This is a genomic window from Micromonospora sp. DT68, from assembly GCF_049847245.1.
Lineage (GTDB): Bacteria > Actinomycetota > Actinomycetes > Mycobacteriales > Micromonosporaceae > Micromonospora > Micromonospora profundi.
Genome location: NZ_JBNCNZ010000006.1, coordinates 311,540 through 324,037, shown reverse-complemented (window position 1 = coordinate 324,037; position 12,498 = coordinate 311,540). Strand labels below are relative to the sequence as shown.

Sequence of the window (12,498 nt, the reverse complement as noted above, 5' to 3'; positions counted from 1 at the left end):
AACACGACAGCCCCGTCGGGCCATGCCGGCACGGCGGGCCGGCTGTCGAGGGCGAGCAGCGCGGCGGCGACGGCGATAGGTTGCCTCAATGCACCGAAGTCGCCTGTACGCGCTGTTGATCGACACACCACGGGCGGAGGCCGAACAGGCCGCGCAGTTCTGGTCGGCCGCGCTGGGCGCGCCCACCCGCACGCATCCCGCCGAGCCGCAGTTCGTCGGCCTACACGGAGCCGTGCCAGGGCTGGTCACCGCCGTCCAGTCGGTGGACGACACGCCGCGCTTCCATATCGACATCGAAACCGACGACGTACCGGCCGAGACCGCCCGCCTCATCGGCCTGGGGGCCAATGAGGTGACCCAGTGGCAGGAGTGCCGCATCCTGCGGGCGCCCGGCGGGCACCTGCTCTGCGTACTGCCGGTGGAGAGTCCTGCGGAGGTCTTCGCGGCCGAGGCCCGTACCTGGCCGTGACGGGCTGAGGCGAGGCCGCAGGCCCAGGCTGCGGGGGTGGCGATGCGACGACAGCTGCACGCGCCGGGCGGGCGGGGCGCGCAAGGGCTACGGCCACGGGCCATCGACTGTCGCAGGTCGGCGTTAGGGTCTCGGCCATGGCTGATTTCGTCTTGGTGGCGGGTGCGTGGCTGGGGTCGTGGGCGTGGGACGAGGTGGTGGCGCCGTTGCGAGCGGCCGGCCACGAGGCGCATGCGCTGACCCTCTCCGGCCTCGCCGAGAAGCGGGGTCTGCCCGCCGGGCAGCAGACCCACGTCCAGGACATCGTCGGCGAGGTCGAGCGACGCGACCTGCGTGACGTGGTGCTGGTCGGACACAGCTACTCGGGGATCCCGGTGGGTCAGGCCGCCGAGCGGATCGGCGACCGGTTGACCCGGGTGGTCTTCGTCGACTCGGAGGTGCCTGTCGACGGTGAGTCGTTCGTATCGGGCTGGTGGCAGGGGCCTGAGGCGTTGGCGTCGCAGCTCGCCGACAACGACGGCTACTGGCCACCGCTGGGCGTGGCTGACTTCGACGGTCAGGGGCTGACCGACGGGCAGATCGCCCGCCTGGTCGAGGGCTCCACCCCGCACCCGGGCGCGACGCTGGCCGAGCCGGCCGTGCTGAACCGGCCGCTGAGCGAGCTGCCGGCGACGTACGTCAAGTGCCTGCTCGACGGCCCTGAGCCCAATGCCACCGTCACCGAGCTGGTGGCAAGCGGCCACTGGCGACTGGTCACGATGGACACGGGCCACTGGCCGATGTTCTCGCAACCCGCCGAGCTGGCCCGGCTGCTGCTGGAGCAGACCAGCTGACCCCGGCCCCCACCGCCACCAGCCGGACCTCGGCCGGTCAGGCCACCTGTTCGTCGATGGTCATGATGTGACGGATCGGCGACGCGAGCAGCCACAGGACCGCGAGTATGCCGCCCAGGCCGGCGACGACAAGTGTCGGCCGCAGCCCGATGGTCGTGCCCAGCGCGCCACCGACAAGCGCGCCGAGCGGTCGGATCCCGTAGTTGACGGCGCTGTACGCACCGGCCCGGCGGCCCCGCGCGTCGTCGGGCGTGACAGCGGTGAGCAGGGCGTTGAGGTTGACGTCCATCAGCATCACCCCGACGCTGGAGACCAGCTCGATGGCCGCCAGCATGGCCACCTTCGCCCAGGTCGGGCCGCTGATCAGCGCGGTCAGTGCCAGCGGCGCGGGAAACAGCACCACGCCGATCATCGCGGTGCGGCCGAGACCGATGGCGCGCGACACCCGGGGGGCCAGCGCCGCTCCGGCCAGTCCACCGAGCGCGCCGCCGCCGAACGCGATGCCGATGGCGCCAGCTGACAGGCCGAGGTCACGGCTGGCATACAGCACGAGCAGCGCGGCGGCGATGAACGTGAAGAAGTTGACGGTGCTGGTGCAGCCGAGCGCGGCGCGCAGCACCGGGTGGCGAAAGACAAGTACGAGCCCTTCGCGGACGAGGGCAAGAGTGGACGTCCGGCGCGGCGGCGGGGGCGTCTCGGTGACCGGGATTCGGCCGAGCAGCAGGGCGGAGCCGAGGAAGGACAGCGCGTCGACGACGATCGCGATCGGCGCGGTGATCGCCTGGACCAGTCCCCCGCCGACGGCCGGTCCGGCGATAAACGACAGCGAGCGGCTCATGCTCAGCTTGCTTGTCGCGTCCACATAGGAGGACCGCGGTACCAGCGCCACGAAGAACGCCTGGTGCGCCATCGCGAACAACACCGCCCCGGCGCCGGTGAGCAGCGCGACCAGGTAGAGCTGGGTGAGGGTCACGGCGTCGAACAGGTACGCCACCGGCAGGCTGAGCAGCACCGCCGCGCGGATCAGGTCGGCGATGATCAGGATTCGCCGCTTGTGGGTGCGCTGGTCGACCCACGCGCCGAGGAACAGGCCCAGCAGGTTGGGCAGCCAGATCAGTGCCGTGAGGACGCTGACCTGCGCGGGCGTGACCGCGAGGAAGGAGACGGCGATCAGCGGCAGTGCCAGCTCGCTGATCCGGTCGCCGAACTGGGAGACCGTCTCGCCGATCCAGAAGGTGCGGAACCGCCGGTCGCGGTGCAGGACCGGTGCGGGTACGGCATCGACGGCGGTCATGACGCCGCAGGCTCGCCGGGCTCGCCCTGCGCCACCTCGGAATCGTCCTGCGCCGCTCCCGGGTCGCCGGGCTCGGGCAGCAGGTAGCGCAGCATCCGGACGAGCTGCGCGCCTGCGGGTTGTGTGTCGTCGTCCTTGCGACGCACGTACGGCGCGAGCAGCTCCTCGATCGCCTCTTCCAGGTGCCGCAGCTCCTCGACTGTGGCGACGAACTGGGTGTCGGCGAGGCCTGCCACCCCGCGCCACGCGTCGTCCAGGCGGGGCTCGTCGTGCAGCAGCCACTGTTGTGGCGCCTCGGCGGCGCGGGCGAACATCTCGCCGCGCAGTTGCCGGCCGGCGGCCTGGCCTTCGGCGTCGTCGGGCAGGGCGAACCGGAAGCCCCGGGCGGCGGCCTGCCACCAGCGTTCCCGCTTGCTGGCGGCCCCCGGAACCGCCTGCGCGTCGGTGACGAGGCCGAACGTCGCGAGGTGCCGCAGATGCCAGCTGACCACCGACGGAGTCGCGCCGACGTGCGGCGACAGCCCGGTGGCGGTTGCCGGGCCGTGCCGCTGGAGCCGGTCGAGGATGGCGAGCCGGACGGGATGCGCCAACGCCCGCAGCGCCTGCGGCTCGGTGATCTCGAAATCCCCGTACGGGTTCTTGAGAGACATATTTCGAGAGTAGTCTCTCAGATCAGGCCGGGGCAAGCCCCCACCTGACGCCGGTCAGCTCACCCCCAGCCGGGCCAGCGGCTCGACAAGCTCCCGCTCCTCGTAGCTGAGGTGCGACAGCAGGGCGTCGGTCAGCAGGTTCACCGCGGCGCGCAGATCGGCCAACCCGTCCGGCGAGCCGACGTACGCGACGAGCGCCTTGTCGACGCCCTCCAGCACCTCGTGGATGACGTGGTGCTCCTGCTCCAGCCGGTCGACCACAGGCGCCAGCCGGGGGTCGGCGTGCCGCAGCCGCGGAAAGAGAGCCTGGTCCTCGATGGTGTGGTGGGTGGTGACGATCCGGCAGTAGGACTCGCAGTAGGCGCCGAGCGTCCACCGGTTCTGCCGCATCGTCATCGTGTTGATCTGCGAGCGGGCGGCGCCGGCGTCGATCTCGCCGGCCGCGACCTGCTCGATGAGGTCGTGGATCTGGGCCAGCTCCGCTCGCAGGCCGTCGTGGACCTGCACGAGGTGCTGGCCGTTGGCCTGCTCGTGCGGGGTGTAGGTGCGCGTCGGATCCGGCGTCGGGCCGGTCGGGCGGGCCGACTCGTCCCAGACCTGCCGGTCGCTGAGCCGCTTGCCGTCGTCGGGCGTCGGCACCACAGCGAACGCGCCGCCGGTCACCCGCGCACGGGCCGGCCGCGCCGACGGCGTGACCGCCACAGGCTTCGTGACCGGGGTACGCGCCAACGCGGCGTCCCGCTCAGCCGCGACCCGTTCCCGTACGGCTGGCGCCACCTCACCGGCGAAGCGGCGCAGGTCGTCCGGGTCGTCACTGGCGAGGATGAACGCGCTGACGCCGTCGTTCAGCGCGTACCCGGTCAGCTCGCGTACCCACTGCTCGACCGGCCCGTGCAGCGGCCCGCGTTCGGCGGTCGCGAACTGGCCGGAGATGTTGAGCAGTCGGCGGACGGCCTGGGGCGAGCGACCTGCCTGCTGTGCGGCGGCGTCGATCAGCTCGTTGCCCTTGGCCAGGTCACCGGGCTGGAGATAGGCGAGCGAGGGCAGCCAGCCGTCGGCCCGGCGGCCGGTCAGCTCAAGCATCCTCGGCTTGTACGCGCCGAGCCAGATGGGCACGGCGTGGGCGGGAGCCGGCCCGCGCTTGGCGCCGAGCACGCGATGGAACTCGCCGTCGACGCGCACTCCCCCACGCGCGTCGGCGTCCCAGACCTGGCGGATGACGTCGATGGCCTCCTCCAGCGCGCGTACGCCCTGCCCGGGGGTCAGCCGTCGACCGCCCATCGCCTCGATGGCCTCCCAGAACGCGCCCGCACCGAGGCCGAGGTCGACCCGGCCGCCGCTGAGCAGGTCGAGGCTCGCCACGCTGCGGGCGAGCACCGCGGGCGGGCGCAACGGCAGGTTCGTGACGTTCGCCGACAGGTGCACCCGGCTGGTCCGCGCGGCGACGTAGCTCAGCAGGGTCCAGGTATCCAGGAATTTCGGCTGGTAGGGGTGGTCCTGGAAGGTGACAAGGTCCAGCCCTACCTGCTCGGCCAGGACGGCGAGGCCGACAGTGCGCTCCGGGTCGTCGCTGCCGGGCGTGGTGAACGTTCCGAAGATGAGGTCGTGACCGTAGTCGGTCATCGGTGAGCCTCCCGTTTCCGCGACGTCTCGGGGGTCGATGCGTCGTTACGTAGACCTTATGCCGGATAGAACATCTACTGCCACCAAGATAGCGTGAGCCGCGCTATTGTTCGGGGCATGACGGGAGCCAGCGACGTACGCGACCGGCCCGATCCGCTCGACGACGACCTGGGCTGGATGCTTGGCGTCGCCTTCCGCGGCTACGTGCGGGCGGCGGAGCACGCCCTCGCCGACTTTCCCGGCGGCCCGCGCGGCTATCAGGTGCTCACCGCCGCGATCAACAGGCCCGCCCGCAACCAGGGTGCGATAGCCGAGGAACTCGGCATCGACCGCACCGTGCTCACGTACCTGATCGACGACCTGGAACAGCCCGGCTACGTTGCCCGCCGGGCGGACCCGGCGGACCGGCGTAGCCGCTTGGTGGACGTCACCGACGCCGGCCGCGCGGCCTGGGAGCAACGGCGGGGTGCGCTGCGCCGCGTCGAATCACACCTGTTGGGGGCCATCACGTCCGAGGAGTCGGCGACCCTGCGGGCGCTGCTGCAGCGGGTCGCCTGCTCGACCCAGGCCGCCGACCCGCTGCGGGACCTGTGCGAGGTGGTGGCGCAGGTACGGCCCGAGCCGACCTCGGCGGGCGACCGGTCCGGGCCGGCGCCCGAGCGGGACGTCCGGATCCGCCCCGCCCGTTCCCGCCGCCGCGCCGACGGCTGACCGGCCGCCGCCGCGACCTGACGGCCGGCGGCGCGGTACGGGGTGAAGGGCGCGGCCAAGGGGCTTCCGGTACCGCGTGTCGTCACATCCGGGCGCGGGGCAGCCAGCCCAGGAACCGCAGCCTGGCACGGGGCAGGGGCAGGGTCGGCAGGTCCTGGGCGGCGGCGACCAGGCAGGAGCCGAGGTAGACGGCGAGTGCGGCGCGCGCCCCGCCGAACTCGGCGAGCAGTTGGCTCTGCTTGGTGGCGCAGGGCCACTCCCTGCCACATCCGGTGCAGGTCCAACTCGGCGGGCTGGGCAGGTGCTCGGGCAGTTTCGGCCGCCGGTAGCGGCCCACCACACTGTTGTCAGCGCGTACGTCCCGCCGCCGGGTTTCCGGGCCGGTGTTGCGGCGCGCGGGCTGACGGGGTTCGGGCAGGTAGCGCCGGACCGTGCCGAGGAGCGTCCCGACGCGGACCAGGGCGTCCGGCCCGACGTGGTGCGCCAGCAACGCCGTCAGCAGGTGGTGCCCCAGCAGGTCGAGGGAGTCACGGTTCAGGCGCAGTTCGCGGCACATGTCGACGAACTCGGGGGTGGCCAGTGGTACGCGGTCGTCGAGCGCACGGCGCAGCACCTCGCGCAGCGCACCCCCGAGGCTCTCCAGCGCGTCGCCCTCGCCCAGCCCGAGGGTGTCCTGGTCGGCCACCCGCGCCAACGCCTCGGCGACCGCCAGTCGAACGACGCGGTCAGGATCGGTACTGCCCAACGTTCACCTCCGCCTGATGGCCGGACCCCCGGCAGGCACCCGGACGCCCACCGGCACCCGGGGAGATCAGAAACAGGATTTCGCCGCCACCTCCGGGACGGCTAGCACCGCGGGCGCAGCATCATGCGGCGCGGTAGCCGGAAAGCGAAGTCGGCTCACTGAATCGCGGAAATCCGTCCGGACGCCGACAGGCTGCCGTATGGTGGAAATCCCATCAATGGCAGTCCACATTGGTGGGATTACCCGACACTCCACGGTCACTCCCCTGGCCGCTTCCCCGCCGGGTTACCGGCGGGACTGGTGCCACCGCCGTACGGCCGGTCTACAAACGCGCCGCGAACACCGGCCCCCTTGCGCCCAGACACGTCCCGACCACGCCGCCGGCTCTGCTGCATCCGGCGGCACCACCCGGACGGAGCCAGCGAATGACCTCAAGCATGCGGTTTCAACGATTCGAGAGCAGCGACCCGGCGGCCATCCACCGCTTCCTGGCCACCACGTACGACACCGACCTGCGCATCAAGGCCCGGAGCGATCCGTACCACTTCGCCCATCAGCGGTTCGACGCCGGTGCGTTCGCCGTCTCCGCCCTCAGACAGACGTCGCGTCTGGACATCGAGGTGGACGACCTGGCCGCCCTGATCATCTGCCGCGCTCACAGCGCCCTCGTCGACCGCACCTCCGATGGGGTCACCCGCCGGTTCGGCCCCGGCGACGTCTTCGTCACCGCCCGACCCGACCGACCGTTCAACCTGCGCTGGCAACCCGGCGCCGTGGAAATCTGCGTCCTGGACCGCGCGGTTCTGGCACAGGTGGCCGCTGCCGCACCGGCACGGCGGCCGGGCCAGATCCGATTCACCGACCTCGGCGCCGTCAGCGCCCTCCGCGCCCGGCAATGGCGAAAGATCATCAGCTACGTCAGTGACGTCGTGCTGACCAATCCGGACGCCAGCACGCAGTCGATGGTGATCGGTAACGCCGCGCGGATGCTCGCCGCGGCTGCGCTCGCCATCTTTCCCAACACCGCGTTCACCGACGAGACCATCGAGGACCGCCGCGACGCCAGCACGGCCACGATGCGCCGCGCCATCACCTTCATGGAGGAGAACGCCGACCGGGACATCAGCGTGCTGAACATCGCCGACGCCGCTGCCGTCTCCGTCCGGGCTGTGCAACTGGCCTTCCGCCGCCACCTCGGCACCACCCCCATGGCGTACCTGCGCCGGATCCGCCTCGACCGGGCCCACCGCGACCTGCTGCGGGCCGACCCGAGCCGGGACACCGTGTCGGCGATCGCCAGCCGGTGGGGATTCGCCAGCCACAGCAGGTTCACGGCCCGGTACCACGCCAGCTACGGCGTACCGCCGCGCGAGACGCTGAACGCCTGAACCTGCCGCGCCGCCGGAGGTTAGGGTCGATGCCATGCCCGAGGGTGTCCGACTTGATCACTGTGTCATCGCGGTACGCGACTGGGACAGGTCCACGGCGTTCTACCGCGACGTGTTGGGCGCCGAGGTCGTCGACCATCCCGATGGCCGTGTGGCGTACCGGTTCGGCGGCCAGCAGCTCAACGTGCACGGCCCCGGCCTGGACGTCGGGCCGCTGGTCGCCCGCCGACCTGTCGAACCCGGCGGCAGCGACCTCTGTCTCGCCTGGCCCGGCACGGTCGAGGAGATACTCGATCACCTACGGCGGCACGGCGTGGAGGTGGAGGCCGGCCCGGTGGACCGTCACGGCGGGGCCGGGCGCGGCCGGAGCGTGTACTTCCGCGATCCGGACGGCTCACTGCTGGAGCTGATCAGCTACCGGTGACGTCCGTCGACGCAGCGGTCGGAAGAAGTCTCGCAGGTCGTCGGCGAGGAGGTCGGGTTCCTCCAGGGGCAGGAAGTGGCCTCCCCGGATCGGGCCGCGCCATTGGCGCAGGTCACGGTAGACGCGCTCGGCGTACTCGCGGGGGTAGTCCCGGTCCTCCGGGGTGAGCCGGACTCCTGCTGGCACGTCGACAGCTCCGAGCGGCGGGGTCCGGGAGTCGTCGTAGTAGGGCCTGAAGGACGAGCCGATCGTCCCGGTCGCCCAGTAAAGAGTGGTGACGGTGAGCAGAAGGTCTTTGCTGAAACGGGATTCGAGATCTCCGTGGCAGTCGCCCCAGGCCCGATACTTCTCCACGATCCAGGCGGCCAGGCCTGCGGGAGAGTCGAGCAGGGCCGCCGCGAGGGTGTCCGGGCGGGTGCTCTGGATGGCGGCGTAGCCGTCGTCGCCGTCGTCGTGCTCGTTCGATCGCGCTCTCAGGTAGGCGTGCTCGGCCGCGGACAATGGCTGGTCGTCGTCGAGAACAGGATGCAGGGTCGGATGGTGGGTGTGGATCCCGACAACCTGTTGCCGGTGCCGGGCCCCGAGAAAGCCTGTGACATGAGAGCCGATGTCACCGCCGTACGCGCCGAACGTCGAGTAGCCCAGGACATCCGTCATCAGCCGTGCCCACAGGTCAGCAATCACCGGAGGGGTCACCAGGCCGGCACTCGGCAGGTCCGAGAACACGAAGCCCGGTAGGGACGGAACGACGACGTCGAAGGCGTCGTCCTGCTCGCCGCCGTAGGCGGCGGGATCGGCCAGCCGGGCCGCGAGCGGCAACATCTCCACGAAGCTGCTGGGCCAGCCGTGGGTGAGCACCAGCGGCAGTGGGGAGCGGGTGCCGCCGGAGTCCGCAGCGCGCAGGTGCACGAAGTGCACCTTCCGGCCGTCCAGGGTGGCGATGTAGTGCGGCACCGCGTTGAGGTCGCGTTCCCGGGCACGCCAGTCGAAGCCGCTGCGCCAGTAGGTCACCAACTCGCGAAGGTAGTCCGGATCCGTGCCGGCACGCCACTCGCTAGCTGTGGGACGGGGGAAACGAGTGCGCGCCAACCGCTCGTCCAGATCGGCGAGCAGGTCGTCGGGGACGTCGATGGTGAATGGCGCCGCTTGTGGATGGGACGACATGAGGGCCTCCGTGACCTGGGACGGATGAGATCCACATTCCCCAGGTCAGCTCGCCAGATCGGCTCGCCCGATGGCTGCAAGGGAAGCGACTCGCATACTACCGGCCACGACACAGCCTGAGAAGCGCTCACTACGAGGGCGTTGGCGCGCGGCCCCGCCGTCCCCTCTGGATGTGGCGCCCTCGCGCGGAGTGGGCCGGCCACGATTATTGATCTTGGCCTAGGCTTGTGGACATGCCCGGACGCCTCTCGCACCGCCGCCATGACGGCCACGGGTGTGCCCGCCCGACGGCCTCCGAAGACGCCACCGGGTCGGCGGGCTGGTGAGTGGAGCATCCGCGCCCGCGCAGCGGGGCACGCCGGCCTCGTCCCCGCACCGCCGACCCCGATGGGCTGACCGCTGCGACCGACTCGCGCGGTCGCGCCCCTTCGAGATCGTCATCGTCATCGTCATCCTCGCCAACGGGATCGTCCTCGGACTGGAGACCTACGAAGAACTGACCTCGGCGGGCACCCTGCTGCGGTCGCTGGAGCTGGCCTTCCGCGCGTTCTTCGTCGTCGAGATCGGCATTCGGCTGGCCGCCTACGGCCGCCGACCGCAGGACTTCTTCCGGCACGGCTGGAACGTCTTCGACTTCGTGGTGATCGCGGCGATCTTCATTCCGGGCCTGCACGGCGACTCGGCACTGCTGCGCGTGGTGCGGGTCGCCCGGATGCTGCGGCTGGTGCGGTTCTCGCCGGGCCTTCGTACCATCGTCTCCGCCCTGTGGCGCAGCATCCCCGGCGTCGCCGGGTTCCTCGCCCTGGCCGTCGTGACGCTCTACGTGTACGGCATGGCCGGCTGGCTGATCTTCGGCACCACCTACCCCGAGGAGTACGGCGACATCGGGCGGTCGCTGCTCACGCTGTTCGTGCTGCTGTCGCTGGAGACCCTGCCGGACCTGATCGCGCAGGGCATGGCCCTCTCGCCGTGGACGCTCGTCTACTACGTCAGCTACGTGCTCATCACCGTCAACCTGCTGCTCAACATCCTCATCGCCGTCATCGTCAACTCCATGGAGGAGGCGCGCCGGCTGGAGATGACCGAGCGGCTGGCCCCCGACTACGACGAGGACGGCGACGGCGTACCCGACGAGGTCGACCGCATCGCGCTCACCCAGCGGCTCGATGACCTGCGGGCGGTCATCGCCGAGCTGGAGCGGGAGCTGCGCATCGACAGGGACGACGGGCACGCCCGCCCGCACCGCGACGACACCCACACCAGGCGGTGAACGCGCGCTCGGCGACGGCCCGTCGGCAGGGTTCTCGGTGGGCGGTTGGCAGTAGCGTGGGTCGGCATGGACAGGGATTTCTCGGCGGTCCGCGCGGAGCTGCTGGCCTCGCGCGACGCGACCGAGGCTCAGGTGCGTGCGCTCGACGACGACCTACGCGCCCTCTTCGAGGCATCCCGTTCGTCGAACGCCGACGACGAGCACGACCCTGAGGGCAGCACCATCGCCTTCGAGCGGGCGCAACTCACGGCGGTCCTGACAGCGGCCCGCCGACGGCTGACCGAGTTGGACGTCGCTGTGCAACGCCTCGACGCCGGCACCTATGGCGTCTGCGAGCGGTGTTCCCGCCCGATTCCTGACGAGCGCCTCGCCGCCCGCCCTTCGGCGCGTACCTGCGTGGCCTGCGCCAGCCGGCGGTGACGGCGCGCGGCCGGCGAGACCCTCGGTGCCCGCCAGGTCGGCGGACACCGGGGGCGTCAACTCGCGCAGCAGCCGCCGGCCTGGGCGTCGGTGGGTACGGCGTCGAGAGAGACCGGGCTGAGCGGGGTGCCCAGCAGTCCGCCGGAGATCCCGGTGGCCAGCCCGCGAGCGGGCGGCTCGACCGACGGCGTCGACCCGCAGCACCCGTCGCCGACGGCAGGGTCCACTGGATTGCTGTTGCAGACGCCGGTCTCGGGCAGGTCAAGCTGGACGTCCCGGGCGGCTGCCCAGTCACCGGCGAGGGCGGCCACGACGCTGCGGACCTGCTCGTAGCCGGTGGCCATGAGGAACGTCGGCGCCCGGCCGTAGGACTTCGCGCCGACCGCGTGGTAGCCGGGTTCCGGGTGGGTCAGCTCGTCGACGCCGTGCGGCGGGACGGTGCCGCAGGAGTGCTCGTTCGGGTCGATCAGTGAGGCCAACGCCCGGGTGGCACCCATGATCGGGTCGAGGTCGAGGCGCAGCTCCGCGGTTGTCGAGTGGTCGGGACGGAAGCCGGTGGCCGCGACGACGCGATCGGCCAGGAGCGTCTCCTCGGTGCCGTCGGCACGCCTGACGAACACTGCGACACACCCGTCGGCCGGGGTGAGCGTGTGCACGCTGACGCCGGTGAGCAGCCGGATCCGGCCGGCGTCGACGTGCTCACGCAGGCGCGATCCGAGGGCGCCGCGCGCCGGGAGGGCGTCGGCGCTCCCCCCGCCGTACGTCCGCGTCGGCGTGTCGGCACGGATCGCCCAGCTCACCTGCGTGCCCGGCTGCTGGGTGGCCAGGTCCGCCAGGACCAGCAGGGTGTTGGCCGCCGAGTGGCCGGCACCCACCACAAGTGTGTGCCGTCCGGCGAACCGTTCCCGGTCGGCGCCGAGCACGTCCGGCAACGCGTGCTCCAGGTACGCGGCCACGTCGGCCTCGCCCCGTGCCGGCAGGCCGGACGCGCCCAGCACGTTGGGGGTACGCCAGGTGCCGGAGGCGTCGATGACAGCGCGGGCGAGCAGTTCGTCGCCGCTGGCGAGACGGAGAAGGAACGGGGTGGTGTCGCGCCCGGCGCTGCGTAGCCGGTCCAGGCCGAGACGGCTGATGGCCTCGACCCGGGCATCGAAGCGCAGGTGCGGCTTGAGCTGCGGCGACTGCGCGAGCGGCTGGAGGTAGTCGTCGACAAGTTCGGCGCCGGTGGGCAGGGCCTGCGGGTCGGGGGCGATCCATCCGGCCTCGTCCAGGATCAGGCGGGCGGCCGGGTCGATGTTGTAGCGCCACGGGGAGAACAGCCGTACGTGCCCCCACTGACGTACTGCCGCACCGGCGGCGTGCCCGGCTTCCAGGACGACGAACGGCAGGTCGCGCTCGTGCAGGCGCGCGGCGGCGGCCAGGCCGACAGGGCCGGCGCCGATGACGGCGACGGGCAGGTTGTCCAGGGCGCTCATGTCAGGAACTCCTTCGCGGAAAGCTTCGGATG

General features: G+C 71.6%; 13 protein-coding genes. 7 read left to right on the top strand and 6 right to left on the bottom strand.

What is annotated here, in order from left to right; translation table 11 throughout:
* The first annotated feature begins 88 nt into the window (after positions 1-88).
* Positions 89-469, top strand: a complete 381-nt coding sequence (locus ACPXB1_RS14035) for a VOC family protein (protein WP_053656833.1) — start codon at positions 89-91, stop codon at positions 467-469.
* 137 nt (positions 470-606) lie between these two features.
* Positions 607-1,302, top strand: coding sequence for an alpha/beta fold hydrolase (locus ACPXB1_RS14030; RefSeq protein ID WP_053656831.1), 696 nt, complete (start codon positions 607-609; stop codon positions 1,300-1,302).
* Between the two features lie 37 nt (positions 1,303-1,339).
* On the opposite strand, the gene ACPXB1_RS14025 is transcribed toward ACPXB1_RS14030, so the two are convergent.
* The 3 genes from ACPXB1_RS14025 to ACPXB1_RS14015 are packed head-to-tail and all read right to left on the bottom strand — an operon-like array spanning position 1,340 to position 4,869.
* The gene (locus ACPXB1_RS14025; protein WP_053656829.1) at positions 1,340-2,596 is read right to left on the bottom strand and encodes an MFS transporter; all 1,257 of its coding nucleotides are present in this window, start codon (positions 2,594-2,596) and stop codon (positions 1,340-1,342) included.
* The gene (locus ACPXB1_RS14020; protein ID WP_053656827.1) at positions 2,593-3,246 is read right to left on the bottom strand and encodes an ArsR/SmtB family transcription factor; all 654 of its coding nucleotides are present in this window, start codon (positions 3,244-3,246) and stop codon (positions 2,593-2,595) included. The genes ACPXB1_RS14025 and ACPXB1_RS14020 overlap by 4 nt, the downstream gene beginning before the upstream one ends.
* A 54-nt stretch (positions 3,247-3,300) precedes the next feature.
* Positions 3,301-4,869: an LLM class flavin-dependent oxidoreductase gene (locus ACPXB1_RS14015; protein ID WP_425735371.1), complete on the bottom strand. Its 1,569-nt coding sequence runs from the start codon at positions 4,867-4,869 to the stop codon at positions 3,301-3,303.
* Between the two features lie 117 nt (positions 4,870-4,986).
* Between ACPXB1_RS14015 and ACPXB1_RS14010 the strand changes: the two genes are divergently transcribed.
* Positions 4,987-5,580 carry a MarR family winged helix-turn-helix transcriptional regulator gene (locus tag ACPXB1_RS14010; protein ID WP_355591464.1) on the top strand — a complete coding sequence of 198 codons (594 nt, stop codon included), beginning with the start codon at positions 4,987-4,989 and terminating at the stop codon, positions 5,578-5,580.
* 82 nt (positions 5,581-5,662) lie between these two features.
* On the opposite strand, the gene ACPXB1_RS14005 is transcribed toward ACPXB1_RS14010, so the two are convergent.
* Complete coding sequence (locus tag ACPXB1_RS14005; RefSeq protein ID WP_425735370.1) at positions 5,663-6,325, bottom strand: hypothetical protein; 663 nt, start codon at positions 6,323-6,325, stop codon at positions 5,663-5,665.
* A gap of 437 nt (positions 6,326-6,762) precedes the next feature.
* Here ACPXB1_RS14005 and ACPXB1_RS14000 point away from each other — a divergent pair, with 437 nt between their 5' ends.
* Both ACPXB1_RS14000 and ACPXB1_RS13995 read left to right on the top strand, forming a co-directional pair.
* Positions 6,763-7,713: a helix-turn-helix transcriptional regulator gene (locus tag ACPXB1_RS14000; RefSeq protein ID WP_425735369.1), complete on the top strand. Its 951-nt coding sequence runs from the start codon at positions 6,763-6,765 to the stop codon at positions 7,711-7,713.
* A 34-nt stretch (positions 7,714-7,747) separates the two neighbouring features.
* Positions 7,748-8,137, top strand: coding sequence for a VOC family protein (locus ACPXB1_RS13995; RefSeq protein ID WP_355591473.1), 390 nt, complete (start codon positions 7,748-7,750; stop codon positions 8,135-8,137).
* Here the strand turns inward: ACPXB1_RS13995 and ACPXB1_RS13990 are convergent.
* The gene (locus ACPXB1_RS13990; RefSeq protein WP_355591476.1) at positions 8,108-9,301 is read right to left on the bottom strand and encodes an epoxide hydrolase family protein; all 1,194 of its coding nucleotides are present in this window, start codon (positions 9,299-9,301) and stop codon (positions 8,108-8,110) included. The two genes, ACPXB1_RS13995 and ACPXB1_RS13990, sit on opposite strands and share 30 nt — an antisense overlap.
* Before the next feature lie 322 nt (positions 9,302-9,623).
* Here ACPXB1_RS13990 and ACPXB1_RS13985 point away from each other — a divergent pair, with 322 nt between their 5' ends.
* Both ACPXB1_RS13985 and ACPXB1_RS13980 read left to right on the top strand, forming a co-directional pair.
* Complete coding sequence (locus ACPXB1_RS13985) at positions 9,624-10,571, top strand: ion transporter (RefSeq protein WP_355591478.1); 948 nt, start codon at positions 9,624-9,626, stop codon at positions 10,569-10,571.
* 66 nt (positions 10,572-10,637) lie between these two features.
* Positions 10,638-10,991, top strand: coding sequence for a TraR/DksA family transcriptional regulator (locus tag ACPXB1_RS13980; RefSeq protein ID WP_053656814.1), 354 nt, complete (start codon positions 10,638-10,640; stop codon positions 10,989-10,991).
* A 56-nt stretch (positions 10,992-11,047) separates the two neighbouring features.
* Here ACPXB1_RS13980 and ACPXB1_RS13975 read toward each other — a convergent pair whose 3' ends face one another.
* The gene (locus ACPXB1_RS13975; protein WP_355591482.1) at positions 11,048-12,466 is read right to left on the bottom strand and encodes an NAD(P)-binding domain-containing protein; all 1,419 of its coding nucleotides are present in this window, start codon (positions 12,464-12,466) and stop codon (positions 11,048-11,050) included.
* Positions 12,467-12,498 lie beyond the last annotated feature (32 nt).

Excerpts from the sequence above, each read along its gene's own strand:
- ACPXB1_RS13980 (WP_053656814.1), top strand. The coding sequence starts at position 10,638 with ATGGACAGGGATTTCTCGGCGGTCCGCGCGGAGCTGCTGGCCTCGCGC.
- ACPXB1_RS14020 (WP_053656827.1), bottom strand. The coding sequence starts at position 3,246 with ATGTCTCTCAAGAACCCGTACGGGGATTTCGAGATCACCGAGCCGCAG.
- ACPXB1_RS14015 (WP_425735371.1), bottom strand. The coding sequence starts at position 4,869 with ATGACCGACTACGGTCACGACCTCATCTTCGGAACGTTCACCACGCCC.
- ACPXB1_RS14035 (WP_053656833.1), top strand. The coding sequence starts at position 89 with ATGCACCGAAGTCGCCTGTACGCGCTGTTGATCGACACACCACGGGCG.
- ACPXB1_RS13990 (WP_355591476.1), bottom strand. The coding sequence starts at position 9,301 with ATGTCGTCCCATCCACAAGCGGCGCCATTCACCATCGACGTCCCCGAC.
- ACPXB1_RS13975 (WP_355591482.1), bottom strand. The coding sequence starts at position 12,466 with ATGAGCGCCCTGGACAACCTGCCCGTCGCCGTCATCGGCGCCGGCCCT.
- ACPXB1_RS13995 (WP_355591473.1), top strand. The coding sequence starts at position 7,748 with ATGCCCGAGGGTGTCCGACTTGATCACTGTGTCATCGCGGTACGCGAC.
- ACPXB1_RS14010 (WP_355591464.1), top strand. The coding sequence starts at position 4,987 with ATGACGGGAGCCAGCGACGTACGCGACCGGCCCGATCCGCTCGACGAC.
- ACPXB1_RS14030 (WP_053656831.1), top strand. The coding sequence starts at position 607 with ATGGCTGATTTCGTCTTGGTGGCGGGTGCGTGGCTGGGGTCGTGGGCG.
- ACPXB1_RS14000 (WP_425735369.1), top strand. The coding sequence starts at position 6,763 with ATGCGGTTTCAACGATTCGAGAGCAGCGACCCGGCGGCCATCCACCGC.
- ACPXB1_RS14025 (WP_053656829.1), bottom strand. The coding sequence starts at position 2,596 with ATGACCGCCGTCGATGCCGTACCCGCACCGGTCCTGCACCGCGACCGG.